Annotated in this window: 20 protein-coding genes; 9 read left to right on the forward strand and 11 right to left on the reverse strand. The window is 69.3% G+C overall.

Going from position 1 to position 24,284, the window contains the following annotated elements:
- Positions 1–86 precede the first annotated feature (86 nt).
- A complete protein-coding gene (gene htpG / locus ACFQ0E_RS03390) occupies positions 87–2,006 on the forward strand; it encodes a molecular chaperone HtpG (protein WP_386822286.1) in 1,920 nt (639 codons plus the stop codon).
- A gap of 84 nt (positions 2,007–2,090) precedes the next feature.
- Here the strand turns inward: htpG and ACFQ0E_RS03395 are convergent, their stop codons facing one another.
- Entirely contained in the window at positions 2,091–2,858 is a 768-nt protein-coding gene (locus ACFQ0E_RS03395) for an SDR family oxidoreductase (protein WP_386822287.1), read from the reverse strand.
- Positions 2,859–2,978: 120 nt separating this feature from the next.
- Between ACFQ0E_RS03395 and ACFQ0E_RS03400 the strand changes: the two genes are divergently transcribed.
- The 5 genes from ACFQ0E_RS03400 to ACFQ0E_RS03420 all read left to right on the forward strand — a co-directional run bounded on the left by ACFQ0E_RS03400 (position 2,979) and on the right by ACFQ0E_RS03420 (position 7,936).
- Positions 2,979–3,938: a LysR family transcriptional regulator gene (locus tag ACFQ0E_RS03400; RefSeq protein ID WP_386822288.1), complete on the forward strand. Its 960-nt coding sequence runs from the start codon at positions 2,979–2,981 to the stop codon at positions 3,936–3,938.
- 268 nt (positions 3,939–4,206) lie between these two features.
- The gene (locus ACFQ0E_RS03405) at positions 4,207–5,145 is read left to right on the forward strand and encodes an ATP-binding cassette domain-containing protein (RefSeq protein WP_386822289.1); all 939 of its coding nucleotides are present in this window, start codon (positions 4,207–4,209) and stop codon (positions 5,143–5,145) included.
- A complete protein-coding gene (locus tag ACFQ0E_RS03410; RefSeq protein ID WP_386822290.1) occupies positions 5,142–5,939 on the forward strand; it encodes an ABC transporter permease in 798 nt (265 codons plus the stop codon). Before ACFQ0E_RS03405 ends, ACFQ0E_RS03410 begins: the two co-directional genes overlap by 4 nt.
- 7 nt (positions 5,940–5,946) lie before the next feature.
- Complete coding sequence (locus ACFQ0E_RS03415; protein WP_386822291.1) at positions 5,947–6,777, forward strand: helix-turn-helix transcriptional regulator; 831 nt, start codon at positions 5,947–5,949, stop codon at positions 6,775–6,777.
- Positions 6,778–6,877: 100 nt separating this feature from the next.
- On the forward strand, positions 6,878–7,936 hold the full coding sequence (locus ACFQ0E_RS03420) for a serine hydrolase domain-containing protein (protein ID WP_386822292.1): 1,059 nt from the start codon (positions 6,878–6,880) through the stop codon (positions 7,934–7,936).
- Positions 7,937–7,952: 16 nt separating this feature from the next.
- Here the strand turns inward: ACFQ0E_RS03420 and ACFQ0E_RS03425 are convergent, their stop codons facing one another.
- The 7 genes from ACFQ0E_RS03425 to glyQ all read right to left on the reverse strand — a co-directional run bounded on the left by ACFQ0E_RS03425 (position 7,953) and on the right by glyQ (position 19,189).
- Positions 7,953–11,915 carry a translocation/assembly module TamB domain-containing protein gene (locus ACFQ0E_RS03425; RefSeq protein WP_386822293.1) on the reverse strand — a complete coding sequence of 1,321 codons (3,963 nt, stop codon included), beginning with the start codon at positions 11,913–11,915 and terminating at the stop codon, positions 7,953–7,955.
- 3 nt (positions 11,916–11,918) lie between these two features.
- The gene (locus tag ACFQ0E_RS03430; RefSeq protein WP_386822294.1) at positions 11,919–13,724 is read right to left on the reverse strand and encodes an autotransporter assembly complex protein TamA; all 1,806 of its coding nucleotides are present in this window, start codon (positions 13,722–13,724) and stop codon (positions 11,919–11,921) included.
- A 176-nt stretch (positions 13,725–13,900) separates the two neighbouring features.
- Positions 13,901–14,257: a hypothetical protein gene (locus tag ACFQ0E_RS03435; RefSeq protein ID WP_386822295.1), complete on the reverse strand. Its 357-nt coding sequence runs from the start codon at positions 14,255–14,257 to the stop codon at positions 13,901–13,903.
- A gap of 332 nt (positions 14,258–14,589) precedes the next feature.
- Positions 14,590–16,917, reverse strand: a complete 2,328-nt coding sequence (gene glyS, locus ACFQ0E_RS03440) for a glycine--tRNA ligase subunit beta (RefSeq protein WP_386822296.1) — start codon at positions 16,915–16,917, stop codon at positions 14,590–14,592.
- Between the two features lie 137 nt (positions 16,918–17,054).
- Complete coding sequence (locus ACFQ0E_RS03445) at positions 17,055–17,723, reverse strand: DUF3011 domain-containing protein (RefSeq protein WP_386822297.1); 669 nt, start codon at positions 17,721–17,723, stop codon at positions 17,055–17,057.
- Position 17,724: 1 nt separating this feature from the next.
- Positions 17,725–18,123, reverse strand: a complete 399-nt coding sequence (locus tag ACFQ0E_RS03450) for a hypothetical protein (protein WP_386822298.1) — start codon at positions 18,121–18,123, stop codon at positions 17,725–17,727.
- Positions 18,124–18,244: 121 nt separating this feature from the next.
- Positions 18,245–19,189, reverse strand: a complete 945-nt coding sequence (gene glyQ, locus ACFQ0E_RS03455) for a glycine--tRNA ligase subunit alpha (protein ID WP_386822299.1) — start codon at positions 19,187–19,189, stop codon at positions 18,245–18,247.
- A gap of 83 nt (positions 19,190–19,272) precedes the next feature.
- On the opposite strand from glyQ, the gene ACFQ0E_RS03460 reads away from it, so the two are divergent.
- Positions 19,273–20,010 (forward strand): glutamine amidotransferase, encoded by a 738-nt coding sequence (locus ACFQ0E_RS03460; protein WP_386822300.1) that lies wholly within the window; start codon positions 19,273–19,275, stop codon positions 20,008–20,010.
- 24 nt (positions 20,011–20,034) lie between these two features.
- A complete protein-coding gene (locus tag ACFQ0E_RS03465) occupies positions 20,035–20,910 on the forward strand; it encodes a BPSS1780 family membrane protein (protein ID WP_386822301.1) in 876 nt (291 codons plus the stop codon).
- A gap of 219 nt (positions 20,911–21,129) precedes the next feature.
- Here the strand turns inward: ACFQ0E_RS03465 and ACFQ0E_RS03470 are convergent, their stop codons facing one another.
- The 3 genes from ACFQ0E_RS03470 to ACFQ0E_RS03480 all read right to left on the reverse strand — a co-directional run bounded on the left by ACFQ0E_RS03470 (position 21,130) and on the right by ACFQ0E_RS03480 (position 23,386).
- Positions 21,130–21,549, reverse strand: coding sequence for a calcium-dependent protein kinase 21 (locus ACFQ0E_RS03470; protein ID WP_386822302.1), 420 nt, complete (start codon positions 21,547–21,549; stop codon positions 21,130–21,132).
- Between the two features lie 46 nt (positions 21,550–21,595).
- Positions 21,596–21,997 carry a helix-turn-helix domain-containing protein gene (locus tag ACFQ0E_RS03475; RefSeq protein WP_386822303.1) on the reverse strand — a complete coding sequence of 134 codons (402 nt, stop codon included), beginning with the start codon at positions 21,995–21,997 and terminating at the stop codon, positions 21,596–21,598.
- 180 nt (positions 21,998–22,177) lie between these two features.
- Positions 22,178–23,386, reverse strand: coding sequence for a DesA family fatty acid desaturase (locus ACFQ0E_RS03480; RefSeq protein ID WP_386822304.1), 1,209 nt, complete (start codon positions 23,384–23,386; stop codon positions 22,178–22,180).
- 170 nt (positions 23,387–23,556) lie between these two features.
- Between ACFQ0E_RS03480 and ACFQ0E_RS03485 the strand changes: the two genes are divergently transcribed.
- Positions 23,557–24,159 carry a CDP-alcohol phosphatidyltransferase family protein gene (locus ACFQ0E_RS03485; RefSeq protein WP_386822305.1) on the forward strand — a complete coding sequence of 201 codons (603 nt, stop codon included), beginning with the start codon at positions 23,557–23,559 and terminating at the stop codon, positions 24,157–24,159.
- Positions 24,160–24,284 lie beyond the last annotated feature (125 nt).

Raw genomic sequence — 24,284 nt, forward strand, 5'->3', positions numbered from 1 at the left:
CCGGCCGTCTTCTGCCCTTGAAACCCCGCCATCGGCGCCCAATCTCCGCGGTCTGTCCGTTCCACCGACTTTCCAGGAGCTTCCGGATGAGCACCGACGCCACCACCGAGACGGCCCCGCAGGCCGAGACCCACGCCTTCCAGGCGGATGTCCAGCAGGTCCTCAAGCTGGTCATCCATTCGCTGTATTCGAACAAGGACATCTTCCTGCGCGAGCTGGTGTCCAACGCCTCCGACGCCTGCGAGAAGCTGCGCTTCGAGGCCCTGGCCCAGCCCGACCTGCTGGCCGACGGCGGCGAGCTCGCGATCGACATCGTCGCCGACCGCGACAGCAGGACCCTGAGCCTGCGCGACAACGGCATCGGCATGTCGCGCGATGAGCTGATACGCAACCTCGGCACGGTCGCGCATTCGGGCACCCGGCGCTTCCTCGAATCCATCGCCGCCGGCGAAAAGGTCGACGCGCAGCTGATCGGCCAGTTCGGCGTCGGCTTCTACTCGGCGTTCATCGTCGCCGACGAGATCGCGGTGACCAGCCGCCGTGCCGGCAGCGACGAGGCCTGGACCTGGCGCTCGAAGGGCGACGGCCAGTTCAGCATCGAGCCGGCGCCCGCGGACACGCCGCGCGGCACCACGCTGTACCTGCACGTGCGCGAGGACGCCGAGGATTACCTGCAGGACTGGAAGCTGCGCTCGCTGGTGCGCACCTATTCCGACCACGTCGGCTTCCCGATCCGCATGCTCAAGCCGGTCGCGAAGACCGAAGACGACACCGAAACCCCGGCGCCCGAACTCGAGACCGTCAACCAGGCCTCCGCGCTGTGGACGCGCGCGAAGACCGAGCTGTCGGACGACGACTACAAGGCCTTCTACAAGCACCTGTCGCACGACTTCGCCGATCCGCTGGCGTGGACGCACAACCGCGTCGAGGGCAACCAGAACTTCACCTCGCTGCTGTATGTGCCGGGGCATGCGCCCTTCGATTTCCAGGCCGGCCGCGACGAGCGCAAGGGCCTGAAGCTGTACATCAAGCGCATCTTCATCATGGACGCGGCCGAGCAGATGCTGCCGGCCTACCTGCGCTTCGCGCGCGGCGTGGTGGACTCCGACGACCTGCCGCTCAACGTGAGCCGCGAACTGCTGCAGGAAAGCCGCCAGGTCGAGCGCATCAAGGGCGCGCTGACCAAGCGCGTGCTCGACCTGCTGGAGAAGATCGCGCGCGACGAACCCGAGAACTACGTGAAGTTCTGGGAAGCCTTCGGCGCGGTGCTCAAAGAAGGCGTGGTCGAAGACACCGCCAATCGCGAGCGCGTGCTCAAGCTGCTGCGCTTCGCCACCACGCGCAGCGACAGCGCCGACCAGCGCATCTCGCTGGACGACTACATCGGCCGCATGGCCGGCCTGCAGGAAGACATCTACTACCTCACCGCCGACGGCTGGAACGCGGCGCGCCACCACCCGAAGCTGGAAGCGCTGAAGGCACGCGGCATCGAGGTGCTGCTGCTGCACGAGCGCATCGACGACTGGGTGTCGGGCTATTTCCACGAGTACGCCGGCAAGCGCCTGCGCAACGTGGCCAAGGGCGAGATCGACCTCGACAAGCTCGGCAGCGAGGAAGACAAGGCGAAGCAGGAAGAGGCCGCGCAGGCCGCCGCACCGCTGGTCGACAAGCTCAAGGCCGCGCTGGGCGAACGCGTGAAGGACGTGCGCGTGTCGAATCGACTCGTGGACTCCGCCGCCTGCCTGGTGGTCGACGAGTACGACATGTCCCTGCACATGCAGCGCCTGTTCGCCGCCGCCGGCCAGGCCGTGCCGCCGTCGCAGCCGATCCTGGAGATCAATCCGGGGCACGCGCTGGTGAAGCGCGTCGAAGCGGTGGACGGCAACGATGCCCTGGTCGCCGACTACGCCGCGCTGATCTTCGAGCAGGCGATGCTCGCCGAAGGCGGCACGCTGGACGATCCGGCCGCGTTCATCGCGCGCATGAACCGGCTGCTGGTGGGCTGAGGCGGCGATACGAGCCAGAACCCGCGCCGGCAACCGGCGCGGGTTTCGTCACGGACGATCTGAAGGGATGATCAGAACGGACGATCAGAACTCCTGCGCCGTCGGGCGCAGCACGATCTCGTTGATGTCGACGTTGTCCGGCTGCGCGATCGCATAGGCGATGGCGCGGGCGACGGCGTCCGCCGGGATCTGGAACGCCGCATAGAACGACTGCACGGCTGCGGCGGTCTCGGCATCGGTGCTGTGCGTCTTCAGCTCGGAATCGACCGCGCCGGGCGAGATGATCGTCGTGCGGATGTTCGGGCCCGATTCGCTGCGCAGGCCTTCGCTGATCGCGCGCACCGCGAACTTGGTGGCGCTGTAGACCGTGCCGATCGGGCTGAACACCTTCAGGCCCGCGACCGAGGCGACGTTGACGAAGTGCCCGCTCCCCTGCGCCTGGAAACGCGGCAGCGCGGTGGCGATGCCGTACAGCACGCCCTTGATGTTCACGTCGATGGTCCGGTCCCATTCGTCGACGCGGCGCTTGGCCAGCGGCGAGAGCGGCATGGTGCCGGCGTTGTTGACCAGCACGTCGATGCGGCCGAAGCGTGCTTCGCCGGCGGCGACCAGGGCTTCGACCTGTTCGGGACGGGTCACGTCGGTGGCCACGGCGATCGCTTCGCCGCCACCGGCGGTGATCTCGGCGACGATGCGGTCCAGATGGGCCTGGCGGCGGGCGCCGAGCACCAGGCGGGCGCCGAGGGTGGCGAGATGGCGGGCGGTGGACTCGCCCAGGCCGCTGCTGGCGCCGGTGATGACCACGACCTTGCCGCGGATGGAATCGTAGGGATGCATGGGAAGGGACGACATGGGGGACTCCGGTGGGGCGCCGGCCCGATGCCGGCGAGTGGTGCACAGCGTGGTAGCCGTTTCTCAACCCGGGTAGGCTGTGGATCGCGAATCAAAAACAACCCGGGGTTGTGAATTGTCATGGATCGCCTGCGCAGCCTGCAGACCTTCGTCCGCGCCGCCGACCTCGGCAGCTTCCACCGTGCCGCTGCGGCAGAGGGCGTGTCGCCGCAGGCGGTGAGCAAGGCCATCCGCCGGCTGGAAGACGAACTGGGCGTCCGGCTGTTCCATCGCAGTACCCGGCGCAGCCAGCTGACCGACGAGGGCGAGCGCCTGCTGGCGCGAGTGCGCAGCGGCCTGGACCTGATCGACCGCGCCTGGGACGACGTGCGCGAAGCGACCCTCGACGCCGGCGGGCAGATCCGCATCGCCACGGCGCAGGGTTTCGCCAGGCGCGTGCTGGTGCCCTTCCTGCTGGAATTCCGCGAGCGCCATCCGCGCATCGAATTCGAACTGGTGGTCGAGGATCGCTACACCGACCTGGTCGCTTCGGGCATCGACCTGGGCTTCCGCTGCGGCCATCCGCCCGAGGGCCAGGTGGTGGTGCGCGACCTGTTCCGCATGCAGCTGGTCACCTGTGCATCGCCCGCGTACCTGCGCGCGCACGGCGTGCCGACACGGCGCGCGGACCTGGCCGCGCACGTGTGCACGGGCAGCCGCCAGCCGAACACCGGGCGCGTCGACGCCTGGGAATTCCGCAACGGCGACGAGATCGAGTTCGAGGAAATCCCCTCGCCGTTCCTGTGCAACGACGGCGACACCGAGCTGGAAGCGGTGCTCGGCGGCCTGGGCATCGGCATGATCGACAGCATGATCGCCGGCCACCACCTGCGCGCCGGCCGGCTGGTGCCGGTGCTGTGCGACACCATCAGCGAGCGCTACGGCGCCTATCTCTATTACCCGCAGCGCGCCACCCTGGCGCGACGCGTGCGCCTGTTCGTGGACGCCGCCGTCGAATGGATCCGCGGCCGGCCCGACTGGCGACTGGCACCGGGCGAAGCGGACGCGCTGCTGGCCGCGTTCGTCGCGTCGCGCGACTGATCCGACGCGACACGGCACCGCCGCGCATGCGGAGCGGACCATGGCTTCCGGCATGCGCCACGCGCACCGCGACGGCGTTCAATGACCTTGCCGCGCGCCGGGCAATCCACCGAGCCGCCGCATCGAAGGGGACAACGGGCTCGCGTTCGCGCGGGCGCGCGATGCGGCGGGATGCGCGGGCATCCATGCGTGGCCGCCGGCCGCGTCGCCGCATCGTGGCGACCGGAGCGTGCACGGCCACGATCCGCATCCCCTTCGGAGATCTTGCGTGCATTGCCTCCAGACCCGGGCCCTCGTCCACCGCTACGGCAACGACCTCGTCCTCGACGGGATCGACCTGCAGGTGCCGACCGGCAGCATCTACGGTTTCCTCGGCCCGAACGGCGCCGGCAAGACCACCACCCTGCGCCTGCTGCTCGGGCTGCTGCGCAGGCAGCAGGGCGAGATCGCGATCTTCGGCCATCGCCTCGACGAAGACCGCATCGGCCTGCTGCGCCGCATCGGTTCGATGATCGAAAGTCCCTCGTTCTACGAGCATCTTTCGGCGCGCGAGAACCTCGCCCTGCTGCAGAAGGTGTATCGCTGTCCGCGCGGGCGGATCGACGAGGTGCTGGCGCTCGTCGGCCTGGCGCAGACCGGGCGCAAGCGCGCCGGCCAGTTCTCGCTGGGCATGAAGCAGCGCCTGGGCCTGGCGGTCGCGCTGCTGCACGCGCCGGACCTGCTGATCCTCGACGAGCCGAGCAACGGCCTGGACCCGAACGGGATCGTCGAGATGCGCGCACTCCTGCAGCGCCTCAACCGCGAACTGGGCATCACGATCCTGGTGTCCAGCCACCTGCTGCCCGAGGTGGAGAAGCTGGCCACGCACGTCGGCATCCTGCATCGCGGCCGATTGATGTTCCAGGGCACGATCGACGCGCTGCAGGCGCGTCAGCACCAGCGCCGCGCGCTGCGCCTGCGCACCGGCGACGACGATGCGGCGCAATCCCTGCTCGCACGTCACGGACATCCGGCGCATCGCGACGTCGACGGGCTGTCGCTGCCGGCGCTGGACGATGCCGATGCCGCCGCGCTCAACCGCACGCTGGTGGCTGCCGGCATCGACGTGTTCGAACTCGCACCCGAACGCGGCGACCTGGAACGCATCTTCATGGACATCGTCGAAGACCGCAGCACTGCATCCGTGACGCTGGGAGAAGCCGCATGAGCGCCGTTGCGTATCGCGCCACCTTCCTCGATGCGCTGCAGTGCGAATGGCTGAAGCAGCGGCGCAGCCTGTCGGCCTGGCTGGTGCTGGTCGGCGGCGTGTTCGTGCCGGCGATGCTGCTCGCCGCACGCCTGTGGAACCACGAGGACCTGCCCGCATTGCACGCCTCGGCCAACTACTGGCCAGCGCTGTGGAAGAAGGCCTGGGAATTCACCGCGATGTTCCTGCTGCCGATGGGCACGATCCTCGCCACCAGCCTGATCGCGCAGATCGAGCATCGCAACAACGCCTGGAAGCAGGTGCACGCACTGCCGCTGTCGCTATCAACGATGTACGTCGCCAAGCTCGCGATTGTGCTCGGCATGCTGCTGCAGTACATGGCGCTGTTCCTCGTCGCGCTCTGCGGCGTCGCCGTGCTGCCGGCGCTGCTGCCCGGCGTGGACCTGCCGGTCGCATCGGTGCCGGTCGCGGCGTTCGCGCGCGACACCGGGCTGTTCCTGCTCGGCTGCCTGCCGATCGTCGCGCTGCAGTACCTGCTCAGCCTGCGCTACCGCAACTTCATGGTGCCGATCGGCATCGGCTTCGTGCTGTGGCTGGCCTCGCTGATGACACTGCCCTGGAAGTGGGGCTGGCTGCTGCCCTATCGCTACACCGCCGCGCACTACCTCGCGTCGATGTCCGGCGCGAAGCTGCCGCCCGCGATAGTCGAGATGCCGTGGATGGCGCTCGGCTGGTTCACGGTGCTGGTCGTCGCCGGGTACGTGCTGTTCGCGACCGCGAGGCAGAAGGGATGACTGCGACATGAAGACCTTCGCGCACGGCGGTTTCTACGGCGCGTTCGAGCGCCGCCGGCGCATCGACGACGACACCGGCGTCGCTGCCGAGGCGGACGCACGCGCGATCGAGCTGGCCGAGCTGCAGCCGACCGTGCCCGAGCACGAAGTCGAAACGCACACCCATGCCGACGCGCACTTCGTGCTGTTGCTGTCAGGGAAGTACATCAGCAGCGCGCGCGGCATGCCCGCGGTGTGCCTGCATCCGGTGCTGGTCTACAACCCGCCCGGCACCACGCACCGCGACTGCTTCCGCGGCCTCGAAGGTCGGTTCTTCACGCTCTCGATCCCTGCGGAAGCACTCGCCGGTCGCACGCTGCCGCCCGCGGCGGTGCGTGCGGGCGCGATCGCCGAGCAGCGCATCCGCGAGGTGCGCGACGAACTGGCGCGCTGGGACGACGTCTCGACGCTGGCCGTGGAGACCGGGATCGAGGCGGTGCTCGACGGCCTGCAGCGGCGCATCGTCGACGACGGTGAAGGGCCCGCGTGGCTGTCGCGTGCTCGCGAACGCCTGCGCGACGACTGCGCGCATCCGCCGCGCATCGAGGAGTTGGCGAAGCTCTCGGGCGTGCACCCGGTCGCGTTCGCGCGTGCCTTCCGTCGCCGTTACGGCTGTTCGCCGGGTGAATACCTGCGCGAATGCCGGCTGGATCATGCCGTCGACCTGTTGCGCCGGCATCCGCGCCTCGCGCTGGGCGATGTCGCCGCGCGCGCCGGCTATGCCGACCAGGCGCATTTCAACCGTGCCTTCCGCGACGCCTTCGGCCATGCGCCCGGAACCTTCCGCCGCGCGGGCTGAGTCGCTGGCCGATTCGCTGGCCGATCGGCGTGTTCAGTGCGTTCAAATCCCGCGCGTGCCCTCTGCTAACGTGCACGGCATCGCCTCCCGGGACCCTGCCATGCGCCACGCGCCCCTGCTCCTGCTTGCCTTCGCCCTGCTGTCGCACACGGCATCCGCCGACACCGTGCAGCCTCCGGCCGATCGCTTCGCCGATACCACGCGTGCGATCGAAGCCGGCGAGTTCAAGCAGATCACCAGCGTGATCGTGGCCCGCGACGGCCAGGTCCTCTACGAACGGTATTTCGACGCAGGCGGCGCCGAGGCGCGGCGCAACACCCGCTCGGCGACCAAGACCGTCGCCGGCATGCTGCTGGGCCTGGCGATCGCCGACGGCAAGATCCCCAACGCGCAGGCCGCGATGCTGCCCTACCTCGGCGAGCGACCGCCGATGGACCATCCCGATCCGCGCAAGGCGAAGATCCGCTTCGAGGATCTGGCGACGATGTCCTCGCTGCTCGAATGCAACGACGAGAACCAGTTCTCGCGCGGCAACGAGGAACGCATGTACCTGGTCGAGGACTGGGTCGGCTTCTACCTCGACCTGCCGATCCAGGGCTTCCCGGCGTGGATGCCGAAACCCGCCGATTCGCCCTACGGTCGCAACTTCCGCTACTGCACCGCCGGCGTCACCACGCTCGGCGCCGCGATCCAGGGCGCCGTCGGCGAACGCCTCGACGCCTACGCCCAGCGCAGGCTGTTCGATCCCCTGGGCATCGTGAAGCCCGAATGGCAGTTCTCGCCGCTGGGCCTGCCGCAGGCCGGTGGCGGTCTCGGCCTGCGCAGCCGCGACCTGCTCGCACTCGGCCAGCTCTATCTGGACGGCGGCCGCCACAAGGGCCGGCAGCTCGTGCCGGCGGACTGGGTGAAGACCTCGGTCGCCCCGCACGCACGCGTCGACGACGGCGTCGAATACGGCTATCTGTGGTGGCGCATGCAGTTCCCCGCGAAGGGCGCGACCTGGCAGACCTTCGCGATGAACGGCGCCGGCGGCAACACCGTGCAGGTCTTCCCAGAGCAGAAGGTCGTCGTCGTGATCACCACGACCAACTACGACGTGCCACAGCCCCACCGCCTCACCGCGAAACTGCTGATCGAGAAGCTGCTGCCGGCGCTGTGAGTCCGTCGTCGCGGCCTCACTTCTCCTTGCGCCAATTCACCGAGCCGCGGTTTTCGATCGTGCTGGATTCGATCTCGATGTCGAAGCCCTTGCGCAGCAGGTACTTCAGCGTGACCACCTGGCCGGTGCCGAGCAGCGACACGCCGTAGCTGACGTACAGGCGCGGCGAGAGGTACTTGCCGATGCCGACCACGGTGCCGCCGAGCGCGCGCGATTCGCTGAGGCCGGCATCGTCGAGGCCGATCTTCGTGCCGAGCTGCGAGGCGAGCAGGTTGCCGGCCGACAGCGCCGCCGCCGCGCCGCTGAGCTGGCGGTTCTCGTCGGACGTGATGCTCGACAGCGGACGGCCGAGCGCGAGATAGGACAAGGCTTCCGATTCGCTGGTCGCCGGATCGCTCCACACGCTGGCTTCCGGTGCGGACGCACGGCCGCGCACATCGATGCCCGCAGTGACGCTGCCGACCGCGCGCTGCGCGCGGATGTCGAGCACGGGGTCGCCGAAGGCGTTGTTCGACCAGACGAGGCGCCCGCGTTCGATCTGCAGCTTCTGTCCGTAGGCGGTGTAGCGCCCTTCGACATCGAGCGAACCGGTCGCGACCGTCTCGCGGCCGGGGCGCGCGCGCATCCGCACGCTGCCGCCGAGCGTGCCTTCGAGGCCGAAGCCGTGCAGGCGCACGTCGTCGCCCATCACCAGGGCCAGATCGAGGTCCAGCGGCGAGGCGCGCTCGCGCTCGGGATTCGCCGGGTCGAGCACGACCACGTCTTCCGACGCCGACACGCCCGCATCCAGACGTTCGAGATCGAGCTTCGCGCTGGGAATCCGCACGCTGCCGGACACCGCGATCGGCTGGCCGGCGGCGTAGCGCACGGTCAGGTCGGGGTCGACCACCGCGCGCAGCTCGCGGGTATCGGACACCAGCACGTTCTCGCCGCGCACCGCGAGGCGCAGCGGCGTGTCGTCGCTCATCCAGCCCAGCGTGCCATCGACGCGCACCACGCCCTCGCCGCTGCGCACGCTGCCGACGATGCGCGCGCTGCCGTCGGGCTGCGCGTCCATGCGCACGTCTCCGTCGCGCAGGCTGATCGCCAGCGAGGGCAGTTCGGCGGTGAAGCCCGTCAGCTGCGCCTGTCCGCCCAGCGTCGGCTGGGCGCGCGTGCCGCCCAGCGCGATGCGTCCCGACAGGCGGCCGCGCGGCTCGACAATGTCCGGCGAAAACAGTTCGAGCCACACGAGGTTGCGGATGTCCGCATCGATCTCGCCGCGCAGCGGCGCGTAGGCGTCCCAGCCGGTGGCGACGTTCGCGGAGACGCGGCCGTCGTCGCGCAGCGCGCTCGCCAGCTCGACCTGCAGGTCGCGCGGATCGAAGCGCGCGTCGATGCGCAGGTTCGAATAGGCCAGCACGTCGCGACGGCTGCGCGCGTCGAACGCCAGCCCGCCTTCGGCCGAGCGCAGCTGCGCGGTGCCGGCCCAGCTGCCGCCGACCGGACGCACACGCGCGTCGAGGTCGACCGTGCCGCGCAGGCGCCACTGGTCGCGACGCTTGCGCTGCGCGTCCTCACCGGCAGACAGGTACGGGGACAGCAATGCGAGCGGCAGCGACTCGCCCTTCACGTCGACGCGCGTCGGCCAGTCGACGTCGGCGCACAGCGAACCCGCGCCGTCGTCGGTCGCGAAACAGCTGGATGCGATGCGCAGGCGCAGGCCGGCCGCACCCGGCGTCGCGCTGAACGCGGCCGGTGCGCGCAGCGCCCAGGCCGCGCCCGTGGTCGGCGCCACGCGCAGCGTCGCCAGCGTGCCTTGCCACTGCGTGCCGCGTTTCGCGACATCGCCGCGCAGCGCCAGCGTGCCGATGTCGGCCTGCGCATCGCCGTCGAGCTGCAAGGCCTCGACCGCACCGCGCGCCTCGAGTCGCAGGCGCGAGAACGCCAGACCCGCGTCCACGCCCTCGCCTTCGATGTCCAGCGCGCCCGGCCGGCCCGCGCGCCACGGCAGGCGGCCGCGCGCACTGATGCGCGCCGCCCGCCAGTCGTCCCAGCGCAGGTCGCGGCCGTCGAGATCGACATCCACATCCGGCGTCGTGCGCGGACCGCGCAGCGCGACGCGACCGCGCAGCACGCCTTCGCCGTTCGGCAGCAGGTCGGCCAGCTGCAGCGGCGCGAGTTCGGCATCGACCACGATGTCGGCGGCGACCTTGCCCTTCGCATCGATGCGGCTGTCGCCGAGGCGCAGCGCGACCGTGCCCTCAGCATCGGTCCGCCCGCCGTCGTTCGCGGGCAGGTGCGCGATCACGTCGGCACGACCGCCGAGCGCGCGACCGCGCAGGCGACCGCCGAGATCGTTCGCCTCGACGCGCGCATCCAGTCCGCCATCGCGGCGGGTGTCGCCGCTCAGGCGCAGCCGGCCCTGCACCGCGCCGCGCCAGTCCGGTGCGAAATAGCCCGGATCGAAGCCGGCCAGCGTGGCGTCGAGGCGCCAGCGCAGCGTCGGTGCCCAGGCGATGTCGCCGGCGGCATCGAGTCGTCCGCCCGGCATCACCGCGCGCAGGGTCTCGACCTTCGCGGCCTCGCCGTCGCCGCGCGCCTTCAGCGCGACCTCGGCGCGATCGCGTCCGCGCTGCAGATTCGCGCTGCCGTCGGCGGTCCACGCACGCAGGCGACCCGACACCTTGAAGTCGCCATCGCCGACCACGGCCACCGCGTCGGTGCTCTCGCCCTGCCAGCGCAGGCCGCGCGCGCGCAGAGTGCCGTCGAAACTCGGATCGGATGCCGTGGTGAAATCCGCGCGACCGGTCGCCGCGAGCGTGCCGCCGAGCAGCGACGCGGACAATGGCGACAGCACCAGTACCTGCTCTTCCAGCGCCACCTTCGACGGCAGCACGGTCACGTCGAGATCGCCCTGCGCGAACCGGCCCTGCAGCGTCGCGCGCCCACCGGTACCCTCGGCGCGGAGGTCGATGACGTACGGCACCTCGTCCGCACCCTCACCAAGCAGCGTCGCGAGCACCAGCGCATCGGTCTTCGCCTCGAAGCGCCAGCGCGGCTCGCGCTCGCCCTCCAGCTGCAGGCGCGCCTTGAGCGGCGCCGGCGCGTTGCCCGATACCGACACCGACAGCGCGTCCAGATCGCCGCGCGCGACCACACCGATGCGCGCGGGCGTGCGTCCGGCCGGCGCCGGGAGCGTAGCGCGCACGATCATGTCGATGCGATGACGGTCGCGCGGCGCGTAGTCGCCGTGCGCACCGAATTCGCCGCGGTCGGTTTTGGCCAGCACGCGCTCCAGGCGCAGGAAGCCATCATCGATCTCGATGCAGCCGCGCAGGCTGGCGATCGCCACCAGCGATTCGACCGCCGCATCCGGCGTGGTGCTCGGCGGCGCGCGCACCACGCGCAGGCGATCGATCACCACTTCATGGGCCTCGATCGCCAGCGGCGTCTCGATCAGCGGCAGCGATTCCGGCCAGCGTGGCAGCTCGAACGGGCTGTCGTCGTGCGGCAGGGTCACGGTCGCATCGGCGATCGACAGCAGCTCCAGCTGTAGGCGGCGACCGATGAGCGGGCGCAGCGTGGGATCGAGGGTCACGCGTTTCGCGACGAACACCGTCAGCAATTCATCCTTGCCGCAGTCGGGCCACGTCACCGGCTGGCCGTCCCTGTCGGGACAGCCGCGATGCACGTAACGCACGTCGTGCAGGATCATCGGGCCGGACGCGGGACCTTCCGCGCGCGACCAGGTCAGCTCGCTGCCTGCAGGCAGGCGCGCGACGATCTGCCGCAGCAGCACGTCGCGCCCGCCGATGGTGTTGAGCAGCCAGTAGCCGAGCACCGCGACCACGACGGTCAGCGCGACCATCGCGAGCACGCTGCGCGTCGCCAGCCAGCGCATGCGTGCGATCCGGCGCGCGCGCAGCTCGGCGATGCGCGCTTCGCGGGCCTCGTCGGGCGTCGGCAGCGGTGCGTCGTCGCGCATCGACTCGCTCATCGCTCAGAGATCCGCGCCGAGGTTGATGTGCAGGGTGAAGGACGAATCGGGATCGTCCAGGCCGCGACCGATGTCCACGCGCAGCGGGCCCACAGGCGATTTCCAGCGCAGGCCGATGCCGACGCCGGTGCGCCAGCGGTCGACGCGGTCGTCGAAGGCGCTGCCGCTATCGACGAACGCAGCGAAGCCCCAGGTGTCGTTGAGGTACTGCTCGTATTCGACGCTCGCGGTGGCCATGTGCTTCGCGCCCAGCGCGTAGGCCTTGCGCCCGGGACGCGCGGCGATGCGCGGACCGATCTCGCGCCATTCGTAGCCGCGCACGCTGCGGTCGCCGCCGGCGTAGAAGCGCAGGGTCGGCGGGATCACGGTCAGTTCGTCGGTAAGGGTGGTGCCCAGCTCGCCGCGCGCGATCAGGCGGCTGCGCGCGCCGAGCCCGCGGAACCAGCTGCCGCGCGCCTGCAGCTGCGCGAAGTTCGCGTCCGAGCCCAGGGCCTGCAGGCCGCCGCGCAGCGTGCCGCTGACACCGAAGCCCCTGCGCGGCTGGAAACGGTCGTCGACATCGATGTACTCGGCAGACACCGACGGATAGAAGAACGTCACCTGCCGGTACAGCGTGACCGGGCGCAGGCGATCGTCGATGGCGTAGGCCCAGCGTTCGCGCAGACCGTGCACCGAGGCCGACAGCGACAGGTCGCGGCTGTACTGCGCGGTGCGACCGAACACCGCCTCGTAGCGACGCGTGTCGATGTAGTCGGTCTGTTCGTCGTAGGCCTGCAGGCTGGTGGTGTACCAGCCGTCGCGCCAGGCGTAAGCGGGAATGCGGTGCTGCACCGTGAAGGTCTTGCGCTTCTCCGCGTAGTCCAGCTGCGCCAGCGCCTTGTGGCCGCGCGAATTCAGGTAGCGACGCTCCAGGCCCAGCGACACGCCGAAACCGCTGTCGGTGCCGAAGCTGCCGCCGACGCTGTACACGCTGCGCTTGGCCGGGGTCAGCGTGACCTTCACCGGCACGCGGCCATCGACCGCGTTCTCCGGCTCGGGCGAAATGTCGATGCGGCTGAAGTAGTCGAGCGCGGCCAGCGACTTGCGCAGGCGGTCGAGACGGCCCTGGTGGTAGTACTCGCCCTCGTCCCAGTAGATCGATTCGCGCAGCAGCGATTCGCGGATGATGGGTTTCTCGCCCTGGTCGAAGGTGATCGTGCCCATGTCGTAGCGATCGCCGCTGTCCCAGCGCAGGTCGATGTCGGCGGCCTTCTCGGCGCGGGTCACTTCGACGCGACGGGCCATGAAGTCGGCGTCGAAATAGCCGCGCTCGGCCAGGCGCCGGGTGATGAAGGCCTTGCTGCGCTCGTACTGCGCGTGGTCGAACACGTCGCCGGTCTTCGGCGAGAAGGCATCGAGTTCCTGTTTCAGGTAGCGGTCGTCGCCGCCGTCGCCATCGATCGCCACCGCCGCGCTGCGCACGCGCACCGGCTCGCCCTTGTCGACGACGATGCGCACGTCGACGGTCGCGTCATCGCCCAGGCCTTCCAGCGAGGCCGGCACGGTGGCGATGCGGATGGTCGGCGAATAGTGGCCGAAAGGCTCCAGCGCCTCGCGGGCCTCGTCCTCGGCGACCTGCAGCAGGTAGTCGAGACGCGCATCCGACACCCGCTTGCCGCGCGCGTCCTCCAGGGACAGCGCGGTGACGACATTGGTGGTCATCGCCTCGTCGAGGCCCTCCACGCGGACGTCGCCGATCTTCGCCGCGTGTGCGGCGCCGCAGAGCATCATCAGGACTGCGGCGATGGCGGATCGGGGGGGCAGGTGCATGGGGCACAGGATACCCGCGGCCCGCGCGGATGCCGACAGCGGGTCGGCGCTCGTTCATCGTGGCTTCGTCGTCGGTGGCTGGCGAAATGGACGATGCACGCGGGGCACCGGATCGAATCCGCGTCCCGGGCCTGGCCGGCCCGGGCGCGGATCGGGACAGCCACGGATCAGCGCGCTCAGGGCAGCACGATGTCCTGCTGCGTGCACATGGCGACCGCAGGCTCACTGATTGCGAGCAGGTTGAAGTTGGCGTCGTAGACGCGCAGGCGCGCGACGATCGTGCCTTCGTAGCGCCAGCAGTAGAAGCGGCAGTAGTTCTGGTTGGTGCAGTCCTGCGGGAAGATCGCGTCGGTGCCGTTGGTGTCGAACTGCCAGATCAGGGTGACCGGACCGGAATCGCTGCCGCCTTCGCCGTAGCACATGTTGCTCTGCAGCGAGCAGTCGGCGTAGGCCCAGGACGCGGCGGAGGCGGTCACGGGCGCGGCCAGCGCGAACAGGCCGGCGAGACCCAGGGCGGTGAGAAGACGCTTCATCGATGCACTCCTTGTCGAGACGGGATGAGCCCGCGGCCATGTCCATGGCGAAGAACAGCCCGGGCATCGCCCGCGGTGCGCGTCGCATCGGCGATGCGACCGGTCGATGCTAGCAAGCGGGTGCGTGAACGGAGACGACCGCAGTCACAACGAAGCCGCCCGGGGAGGCGGCTTCGTGTCGTGCAGTGTGCGGAGTTTGTTCGCTGGAATCAGCGCGGCGAGTGCGACGAGATGGAAGCGTCGCTGGCAAACGCCTCGCCCCCTCCCCAACCCTCCCCCGCATGCGGGGGAGGGAGATTCGCGCGCAGCGCGAATGGGTGGGGGCGCTTCGATCAGACCGAGAGGTGCTCGATCGCGGCGACGCTGCCGAGGCGGTCGGCGAGGCGCTGCAGCAGGGCGAGGCGGTTGGCGCGCACGGCCTGGTCTTCGGCGTTCACCATCACCTTGTCGAAGAAGGTGTCGACCTCGGGGCGCAGGCGTGCGAGCCGCGCGAGCACGGCCACGTAGTCGCGGCTCGCGAGCAACGGATCGGTGTCGGCGATGGCCTGCTCGACCACCGCGTGCAATGCGCGCTCGGCGTCGTCCTGGAACTTCGACGCGTCGACCGCATCGGGAATCGCGATATCGGCCTTCTTCAGGATGTTGCGGATGCGCTTGTTCGCCGCCGCCAGCGCCTCGGCCTCCGGCAGCTTCACGAATTCGCCGATGGCCTTGAGGCGGCGGTCGAAGTCGAGCAGAGAGCCGGTGTTCGCCGCTTCGTTCGTCGCGACTTGCGTCGCTCCCACAGCAGCCGTGGCGTCCTCGCTCCTTGTGGGAGCGACGCGAGTCGCGACCGCTTCGAACTGCTGTGGTGTCACACCCTGGTCGGCGTAGTAGGCGCGGAGGCGATCGAGGATGAATCCAAAAATTTCAGATGCCAATTCTGGGTTTTCTTTGACCCCAAGATTCTTGTTAATTCGAGCAATACGCAAATTCTGAATTTCGCTCGCAAGACTCTCAATAACATCATGTCTATTGCTAACTTGAAAACTGTCGGTTTTTGCCTTTTCGAGCTGCTTGCTTAAATTCTCATGCCGTGGGACGTAGACAATATCGTTCTCTGCTTCAATCAATGCGCGCAGCAACTCAAAAAAAACATCTATGTCACTTGCGGCAATCACCGTCCTCGCCAACCCCAGCGCATTCCTGCGCAGCGAGAACGGATCCTTGTTGCCTGTCGGCTTCAGACCGGCTGCGAAACCACCGGCCAGCGTGTCAAGACGCTCCGCAATCGCCAGCACCTGACCCAGCTTGCTCGGCGCGATCGCGTCACCCGCGAAACGCGGCATGTAGACCTCGTCGAGCGCATCGGCGAGCTGCTTTCGTTCGTCGGCGGAGAGATCGTTCAGCGAGGCATCGTGCATCGCGTAGTAGCGGCCGGCGATGCCCTGCAGTTCCGGAAATTCGTTGACCATGCGCGACTGCAGGTCGGCCTTGGCGAGCAGCGCGGCGCGCTTGGCGAGCTTCGGATCGACGCCGACTTCGCCGGCGATGCTTTCGGCCAGCGCGGCGACGCGCGCGACCTTGTCGGCGACGGTGCCGAGCTTGGCTTGGTAGGTGACCGTCTTCAGGCCCTCGTTCATCGACGCGAGGCCCTGCTTCAGGTCTTCGTCGAAGAAGAACTTGGCGTCGGCGAAGCGCGGGCGGATCACGCGCTCGTAGCCCTTGCGGACTTCGCTTTCGTCGCGCGATTCGATGTTGGCGATGCCGATGAAGTGCTCGGTGAGCTTGCCGTCGGCATCCAGCACCGGGAAGAACTTCTGGTTCGCTTCCATCGTCGCGATCAGCGCTTCCTGCGGCACGGCGAGGAATTCGCGCTCGAACGCGCAGAGCACGGCCTTCGGCCATTCGACCAGGCACTGCACCTGTTCGAGGTTGTCCTCGGTCTTGCGCGCGGTGCCGCCGGCACGGGCGGCAGCGGCATCGACCTCGGCGACGACGCGGTGGCGGCGTTCCTCGGGGTCGACCAGCACCTTCGCGGCGCGCAGGGCGTCGATGTAGTCGCCCGGCGTGCTGATCCACACCGGACCTTCGTGGTGGAAGCGATGGCCGCGGCTCATGCGGTCGGCCTTCGCGCCGAAGACTTCGGCATCGACCACGCTGTCGCCGAGCAGCAGCACCAGCCAGTGCACCGGACGGGCGAAGCCGCTGTCGCGCTCGCCCCAGCGCATCGGCTTGGGAATCGGCATGCCGGCCAGGGCCTCGGCCACGACCTCCGGCAGCAGGTCGGCGGTCTTCGCGCCCGGCTTCACGGTGCGCAGGACGAATCGCTCGCCCTTGTTGTCGGTGGTCTTCTCCAGCACGGTCCAGTCGATGCCGGACTTCGCGGCGAAGCCTTCCAGCGCCTTGGTCGGCCTGCCTTCGGCGTCGAGCGCGATGTTCAGGTAGGGACCGAGCACTTCGCTGCGCTGCTCGGGCTGCTCCACGGCCACGCCGGGCAGGCACACGGCGAGGCGGCGCGGGGTGTAGAGCGGCCTGGCGCCGTCGCGCTGGCAGGCGATGCCGCGCTTGTCGAGCGCGGCGATCACGCCGTCGAAAAAGGCCTGGGCCAGGCCCGGCAGGGCCTTGACCGGGAGTTCCTCGGTACCGAGTTCGATCAGAAGGGGGCTGAAGCCGCTCACGCTGGAAATCCTTGGGGTCGGGGGTGCCCGGACACGGCAAGGGCAGCGGCCGGGCGGCGCGCTGCCCCTGTGTGACGCGGGTTGGTTACTTTAACCGACGGGTCCGCCGGGACGAACCCGGCGGGGAGGGTCGCCGGTCAATAGACGACGAACACCGCCCGGCAGCCCTGGTCGGTCCAGACCTGGTTGCGGTCGATGCCCCAGGTACGGCCGTAGGTGCAGGGCGTGTTGCTGAGCTGGCGGCGGACCTCGACGTGCTCGCTGCGCCCGACGCGCTGGCCGCACCAGGTCATCCGGTTGTCCTTGGACGAACAGGTGAATTCGCGGCCCCAGTTCGAGCCGCCGCCGTAGGAGCCGTCGCCGTACCCGTAGTCGTAATCGTTGTCGTAGCGGTGGTTGTAGCGGTCGTCGTCGTAGCGATGGTCGTCGTAGCGGTCGCGGCGGTCGTCGCGCTTGTCCTCGTTGTGCTTGGCGATGGCGATCGCAGCGATGGTGCCGAGCACGAGGGCGCCGGCGACCTTGGCGCCGTTGTCGCTGCCGGAATTGCGCGAACCGACGCGGAATTCGGCGCGGCAGCCGCGCGTGACCCAGACGCGGTTGCGGTCGTAACCCCAGGTGTCGCCCTGCCAGCAGCCCTGGCGGCTGAGCTGGCGCGAGAGGTAGACGCCGCCGGAGGTGTTCACCGGGCAGGACTGGTACTGCTCGTTCTGCGATTCGCAGACGATCGTGGTGTCGGCGGCGGCGGCTTGGCCGGCGGAGAGCAGCAGCGCGGCCGCTGCCAGGATGTGGATGCGATGGCGGATCATCTCAGTGGCCTCCCTTGCGTGCGTTGCGGCCGGCTTCGACTTCCTGCAGCGACAGGCAGCCGTTGCGGTCGGTATCGAAGCTGTCGAAACGGGCGTGGTAGGCGTCCTGCCAGTCGGCGATGCTGATCGGCCGGCTGTTGCTGGTTTCGTCCGGGCCAGGCGGCGCCTCTTCGGCATCCAGCGATGCGTCGTGGTTGCGGTCCAGCGCGTGGAAACGACGGCTGGCGTAGTTGCGGCCTTCCTCCAGGTCGACGCAGCCGTTGCCGTTGCGGTCGAGCGTGGAGAGGATCTCGGACAGCGGGATCGAGCCGATCGGCGGCGGATCGTCCGCGCGCGTGGGCGACGACCAGCCCAGCGCGACCACGGCGACGACCATGGCGGAAACAACGACTGCTTTCATCTGCGCCTCCTGACGGAGCCGGCGACCCGGGGGCGGGCCGCGCCTGCAGCCCCGTGGCTACGCTACACCCGGGCGGGGCGGCATCGCCACCACCCCGCCATCACGCCGCGTCGACGCGGGCTCAGGCCGCGTCGCGGGCGCCGGCCGGCGCCAGGCCGAGCGCGGCACGGCGGGCCTCGTCCTTCACGCCCGGGAAGCCGAGCTTCTCGCGCTGGGCGTGGTAGGCCTCGGCCACCGATCGGGCGAGGTTGCGCACGCGCAGGATGTAGCGCTGGCGCTCGGTGACGGAAATGGCGCGACGCGCGTCGAGCAGGTTGAAGCTGTGGCTGGCCTTGCAGACCTGGTCGTACGCGGGCAGCGGCAGGCCGGCCTCGACCAGCTTCAGCGCCTCGGCCTCGCAGGCGTCGAAGCGGTGGAACAGCTCCTCGACGTTGGCGTGCTCGAAGTTGTAGGCGCTCTGCTCGCGCTCGTTCTGCAGGAACACGTCGCCGTAGGTGACCACGCCCTGCGGGCCGACGGTCCACACCAGGTCGTAGACGTTGTCGCAGTTCTGCAGGTACATGCAGAGGCGTTCGAGACCGTAGGTGATCTCGCCCAGCACCGGCTTGCACTCCAGGCCACCGGCCTGCTGGAAATAGGTGAACTGGGTGACTTCCATGCCGTTGAGCCAGACTTCCCAGCCGAGGCCCCAGGCGCCGAGCGTCGGCGATTCCCAGTTGTCCTCGACCAGGCGCAGGTCATGGGTCTGCGGGTCGATGCCCAGCGCCTTCAGCGACTCGAAGTACAGCTCGACGATGTTGTCGGGGTTGGGCTTCATCACCACCTGGTATTGGTAGTAATGCTGCAGGCGGTTGGGGTTCTCGCCGTAGCGACCGTCGGTGGGACGGCGCGAGGGCTGCACGTAGGCGGCATTCCACGGCTCGGGGCCGAGCGCGCGCAGGAACGTGGCCGGATGGAAGGTGCCGGCGCCGACCTCCAGGTCCAGCGGCTGGATCAGGACGCAGCCCTGGCCCGCCCAGTATTCGTTGAGGCGCTGTATGAGGTTTTGGAATGTCGGTCCCTGCATGTGGCAGCCGCGTCGGTATGGGGACCCGGTAGTATAAGCGGCACCTCATCCGCCCAATGCGGCCCGCGCCGCACACCGTCGCCGTGAAGTCCCAGTCCGACGCGTCGTTCCTGATCATCGAAACCGGCCAGCCGGTGCCGAGCATGCGCCGGCACGGCCGCTTCCCCCACTGGATCCGCGTCGCCGCCGGCCTGCCCGCCGATCGCGCGACCATGGTCAATGTCGAAGCCGGCGAGGCCCTGCCCGACCATCGCAGCCTGGCCGGGGTGCTGGTCACCGGTTCCGGCGCAATGGTCACCGACCGCCACGACTGGAGCGAACGCACCGCCGACTGGCTGCGCGACGCCCTGGACGACGGCCTGCCGGTGTTCGGCATCTGCTACGGCCATCAGCTGCTGGCCCACGCCCTCGGCGGCGAGGTCGGCTACAACCCGGCCGGTCGCGAGATGGGCACGGTCCCGGTCGACCTGCATCCGGACGCCGCCGGCGACGCCCTGTTCTCGCGGGTGCCGTCGCGTTTCGCGGTCCAGGTGACCCACCTGCAGACCGTGCTGCGCCCGCCCGGCGACGCCGCCGTGCTGGCACGCTCCGAACAGGACCAGTGCCAGGCCTTCCGCTGGCGCGACCATGCCTGGGGCGTGCAGTTCCACCCCGAATTCAGCGTCGACCACATGCGCGGCTACGTCCACGCCCGCCGCGAGGCGCTGGCGAAGGAAGGCCAGTGCCACAGGCGCATGGCCCGCGACGTCCGCCCGACCCCGCACGCGCGCGGCCTGCTGCGCCGTTTCGTCCGCCACGCCGCTACACTGCGCGGTCACTGATCGCTGGTTCTTTCGAGGAAGACGATGGACGTTCGCAAGGTGCCGGCCACCGCCGGCGCGGAATGGCTGCTGGGCGGTTTCATGCTGCTGCGCCGCTCGCCCGGCGGCTTCGGCCTGCTGGCCCTGAGCTACGCGGCCCTGTGGCTGACCGTGAATGGCCTGGCCCAGGCCGTGCCCGCGCTGCTCGCACCGCTGCAGCTGACCTTCTTCCTGATCGGTCCCCTGCTGCTGGCCGGCATGATCTTCGCCGCGCGCGAAGTCGACGAGGGCCGCAGCGCAGCGCCGGCCCACCTGCTCGCGGCCCTGCGCACCGGCAAGGCCGCGCGCCTGGTCAGCACCGTGCTGCCGCAGCTCGCACTGATGGTGCTGTGCGCGATCCTGCTGTTCGTGGTGGTCGGCGCCGAGCACATCGAGAACCTGCTCAAGCTGTTCACCAAGCTGCAGGCGCAGGCCGAGTCGCAGATTCCGGTGGACCCGTCGGAATTCGCGAACATTCCCTTCGGCCGGCTGTTCGTGTGGATGCTGCTGGTGTTCGGCGTGGGCCTGGCCGCCTTCCTGTTCACCTTCACCCTGGTGCCGGACATGCTGTTCACCGACACCCGCCTGGTGCAGGGCATGGCGCGCTGCTTCCGCGTCTGCAGCGCCAACCTTGGCGCGCTGGTGGTGTTCCTGGTGCTGGGCTTCGTGGTGGTGATGGCGATCGGCTTCGGCTTCGTGCTGTTCAGCCAGATCGCGATGCTGATCGCCGGCCAGACCGGCCTGCTGCTCGCGAACGCAGCGTTCAACGGCCTGATGACGGTGTTCGCTTCGGGCGTGATGTATTTCGCGTGGAAGCAGCTGCTCGGCGACGGCAGCCCCGCGCCGCAGTCGCCGTCGGCTTCGACGGGGATCGAAGTCTGATCCGACGCCATCGCCGGCCTGGGTCTTCCGCATCGGCGCCTTCGGGCGCCGATGTCGTTTCCGGGATGTCTTTTTCGGCGCTACGGCGTCTTTCACGTCGGCAACCTCTGATTTCCCATTCGAGAAGCAGGTGCCTCTGCACTCGTGGGAGCGACGCGAGTCGCGACCGGATTTCCGGGAAGGCCGCAGGTCGCGACTCGCGTCGCTCCCACGAAAGCCCTACTGCGGCGGCGACGACAGCTCCTGCGCATCGAGGAAGCCGTTGCGATCACGGTCCTGGCGCCTGAAGCGTTCGGCGATGCGGAGGCGGTGTTCATCGCGGGTGACGGTCTTGCCGCGTCCGCCGGGCTGTTCGTCGGCGGTGAGCACGCCGTCGCGGTTGCGGTCCATGCCGTCGAAGGCATAGCTCAGCCAGTCCTGGTATTCCTCCGGCGACACCCGCTGGTCGCGATTGGTGTCCATCAGGGTCAGGTAGTCGCCGGTGCGCTGGGGCGCGTCGGCCGGCGCCGGGGGGGCGGCGGGAGCCGACGGCGATGCGGGCGGCGTCACGTCGCCGCTCCATTTCAGGGATTGCGCGAAGCCCGCCGACGGCAGCGCGGCGAGGCAGAGGACGGCAGCGAGACGACAGGCGAGCGACATGCGCGCAGGGTGCGTCGCATGGCGCACGGCCGCAAGTCCCGGCCGTTCAGCGGCAATCGGTACCGGACGTCTCCCGGCATGCGTTGCGGTTGTCGCGTTCGGCCAGATCCCTGCCGACGCCGAAACCGAACGAGATCTGCAGCCACACCACGATCGCAAGCAGCAACACCAGGATCAGCCACGGGCTCGTGCCTGCGAATGCGGACGTCGGCGCCCCGGGCTGCGGAGCCGGCGTGGCCGATGGCCCCGACAACTCGGGGAGCGGGCAGTCCAGCGCCGATGCCAGCGCCATGCCGGTCTCCGCCGAGGCATTGCCGCCGGCTTCCACGCGCTGCACGGTGCGGGCATTGAGGCCGGCGATGTCGGCCAGTTGCTCCTGGGTCCAGCCACGCGATTCGCGCAGCTGTTTCAGTCGGGCGGGGTCGAGCTTCATGTGTTCGTCGGACATGTGCGGGATCGTCGGCAAAGGGTGCCACATCCGACCGCACCACCACGACGGGCGCCACGACAGGAACACGACACCCGCACGACACCTCACAATATTCCTGTCGAATCAAAGACTTGGATAGACACCGGAGACGACGACGGCCGCACATGGCGGCCGTCGTCGATGCATCGAAAGCGAGGGTCAGACCCGCGCGGGCTGCAGGGCGTAGCCCTTCATGCGCAGCGAGAAATCCTGCAGCGCCTGGATGCCGCTGGCCTCGGCCTCGCGGCACCACTGCTGCAGCGCCTGCAGGGTGTCGGACGCGTTCTGGCTGCGGGTTTCGAGCACGGCGGCCAGGCGGGCGCGGTATTCGATCAGGGTGCCAATGCGCGGACGCTGGGCGACCCATTCGCGCAGCTGCTCGCGGGCGTCGGGCTTGAGCCAGCGGCCGTCGTCGACGATGCCCTTGCGCAGCTGGCGCGGCAGCATCGCGCGCAGCTTGGCGCCGGCGATGCGCGCCTCTTCCTGCAGCGCCGGCTTGACCACGTTGCGCTGGTAGTCGGTCATGGCCTGGAAGCGCAGCGCGAGCAGCGCCTTGAGCGTGTCGGTATCCGGCACCGGGATGTTCGGACGGATATCCAGCGCCGGGGCGACGCGCAGCACCTTGGCCATGCCCACGGCCTCGAACAGCTTGATCGCGGCCCAGCCGATGTCGAACTCCCAGCGGCGCAGCGCGAACTTCGCCGAGCTCGGGAACGCGTGGTGGTTGTTGTGCAGCTCCTCGCCGCCGATCCACACGCCCCACGGGGTGAGGTTGGTCGCGGTGTCGGTGGTCTCGAAGTTGCGGTAGCCCCACCAGTGGCCGAGGCCGTTCACGACGCCGGCGGCCCAGAACGGGATCCAGGCCATCTGGATGGCCCACACCGCGATGCCCTTGAAGCCGAACAGCGCGAAGCTGAGGAACAGCAGGAAGGTCGGCCCCCAGGTCGCGTGCGGGGTGTAGAGATGGCGCTCGATCCAGTCGTTCGGCGCACCCTTGCCGTACTGCTCGATCGACGCGCGGTCGGTGCGCGCTTCGCGATACAGCTCGACGCCGCGCCAGAACACCGTGCGGATGCCCTTGGTCCTCGGGCTGTGCGGGTCTTCCTCGGTCTCGCACTTCGCGTGGTGCTTGCGATGGATGGCCACCCATTCGCGCGTGATCATGGACGTGGTCAGCCAGGTCCAGAAGCGGAAGAAGTGGTTGAGCAGCGGATGGAAATCGACGCCGCGATGCGCCTGGCTGCGATGCAGGTAGAGGGTGACGGAGAAGATCGTCAGCTGGGTGGCGACCAGCAGGTAGACCAGCATCGTTCCCCAGCCGGCCTGGACCAGGCCGCCGGAGAGGAAGTCGAACAGGGACGGGAACATGCAGGAGACTCGTGGCAATCGGAAATGTACGTCCGGAATGATGGGGGCAGGATTGGGGGATTGCCATACATCCGCCCACGTATGGTGACGGCCGGCCGACGATGCGCGTCTCACTTCGCGCCGCCGTCTGTCGGGCGACAGCCAGCGACACGGTATGGAATGATGCGGCGATGTCGATCTATTCCCTCAAACCGAAATTCCAGGCCCTGCTCCGCCCCGCCGTGCGCCGACTGCACGCCATGGGCGTCACCGCCAACCAGGTCACCGTGTTCGCCTGCGCGGTGTCGATCGCGCTGGGTATCTGGCTGTACGTCGCGGCACCCGGCCCGGCCGCCTTCCTGCTGCTGCCGCTGTGGCTGTTCCTGCGCATGGCCCTGAACGCGGTCGACGGCATGCTGGCGCGCGAGTTCGGCCAGCAGTCGAAGCTCGGCGCCTACCTGAACGAACTGACCGACGTGATCGCCGACGCCGCCCTGGCCCTGCCGTTCGCGGCGGTCGCGCCGTTCGCACCGGTCTGGGTGGCGACCTTCGTGGTCCTGGCCGGGCTGAGCGAGTTCGCCGGTGCGCTGGGGCCCACGGTCGGCGGCACCCGCCGCTACGACGGACCGATGGGCAAGAGCGACCGCGCCTTCGTGCTCGGCGCGGTGGCGCTGTGGCTGGGTATCGCCGGCCTGCTGCCGGCGTGGATGGCCTGGCTGTTCCCGCTGCTGTGTCTGCTCGTCGCGGCGACCATCGTCCGCCGCGTGCGCAACGGCCTGCGCGACGCCGGCTGAGCCAGCGCGCGCACCCGCTCCAGCGGTGCATGCCGGCAGCGCCGCCGGTATCGGATGCCGATACTCCATCGAAGCGCCTGCCACGACCGTCCCGTGCGCTGCGTAGGCTGCGTCTCACACCACGG

Source organism: Lysobacter brunescens (genome assembly GCF_042677005.1).
Taxonomy (GTDB): domain Bacteria; phylum Pseudomonadota; class Gammaproteobacteria; order Xanthomonadales; family Xanthomonadaceae; genus Lysobacter_I; species Lysobacter_I brunescens.

What these genes read in the sequence shown, in the direction of transcription:
- htpG (WP_386822286.1), top strand. Translation starts at nt 87, where the DNA reads ATGAGCACCGACGCCACCACCGAGACGGCCCCGCAGGCCGAGACCCAC.
- ACFQ0E_RS03395 (WP_386822287.1), bottom strand. Translation starts at nt 2,858, where the DNA reads ATGTCGTCCCTTCCCATGCATCCCTACGATTCCATCCGCGGCAAGGTC.
- ACFQ0E_RS03400 (WP_386822288.1), top strand. Translation starts at nt 2,979, where the DNA reads ATGGATCGCCTGCGCAGCCTGCAGACCTTCGTCCGCGCCGCCGACCTC.
- ACFQ0E_RS03410 (WP_386822290.1), top strand. Translation starts at nt 5,142, where the DNA reads ATGAGCGCCGTTGCGTATCGCGCCACCTTCCTCGATGCGCTGCAGTGC.
- ACFQ0E_RS03415 (WP_386822291.1), top strand. Translation starts at nt 5,947, where the DNA reads ATGAAGACCTTCGCGCACGGCGGTTTCTACGGCGCGTTCGAGCGCCGC.
- ACFQ0E_RS03420 (WP_386822292.1), top strand. Translation starts at nt 6,878, where the DNA reads ATGCGCCACGCGCCCCTGCTCCTGCTTGCCTTCGCCCTGCTGTCGCAC.
- ACFQ0E_RS03425 (WP_386822293.1), bottom strand. Translation starts at nt 11,915, where the DNA reads ATGAGCGAGTCGATGCGCGACGACGCACCGCTGCCGACGCCCGACGAG.
- ACFQ0E_RS03430 (WP_386822294.1), bottom strand. Translation starts at nt 13,724, where the DNA reads ATGCACCTGCCCCCCCGATCCGCCATCGCCGCAGTCCTGATGATGCTC.
- ACFQ0E_RS03435 (WP_386822295.1), bottom strand. Translation starts at nt 14,257, where the DNA reads ATGAAGCGTCTTCTCACCGCCCTGGGTCTCGCCGGCCTGTTCGCGCTG.
- ACFQ0E_RS03445 (WP_386822297.1), bottom strand. Translation starts at nt 17,723, where the DNA reads ATGATCCGCCATCGCATCCACATCCTGGCAGCGGCCGCGCTGCTGCTC.
- ACFQ0E_RS03450 (WP_386822298.1), bottom strand. Translation starts at nt 18,123, where the DNA reads ATGAAAGCAGTCGTTGTTTCCGCCATGGTCGTCGCCGTGGTCGCGCTG.
- glyQ (WP_386822299.1), bottom strand. Translation starts at nt 19,189, where the DNA reads ATGCAGGGACCGACATTCCAAAACCTCATACAGCGCCTCAACGAATAC.
- ACFQ0E_RS03465 (WP_386822301.1), top strand. Translation starts at nt 20,035, where the DNA reads ATGGACGTTCGCAAGGTGCCGGCCACCGCCGGCGCGGAATGGCTGCTG.
- ACFQ0E_RS03470 (WP_386822302.1), bottom strand. Translation starts at nt 21,549, where the DNA reads ATGTCGCTCGCCTGTCGTCTCGCTGCCGTCCTCTGCCTCGCCGCGCTG.
- ACFQ0E_RS03475 (WP_386822303.1), bottom strand. Translation starts at nt 21,997, where the DNA reads ATGTCCGACGAACACATGAAGCTCGACCCCGCCCGACTGAAACAGCTG.
- ACFQ0E_RS03480 (WP_386822304.1), bottom strand. Translation starts at nt 23,386, where the DNA reads ATGTTCCCGTCCCTGTTCGACTTCCTCTCCGGCGGCCTGGTCCAGGCC.
- ACFQ0E_RS03485 (WP_386822305.1), top strand. Translation starts at nt 23,557, where the DNA reads ATGTCGATCTATTCCCTCAAACCGAAATTCCAGGCCCTGCTCCGCCCC.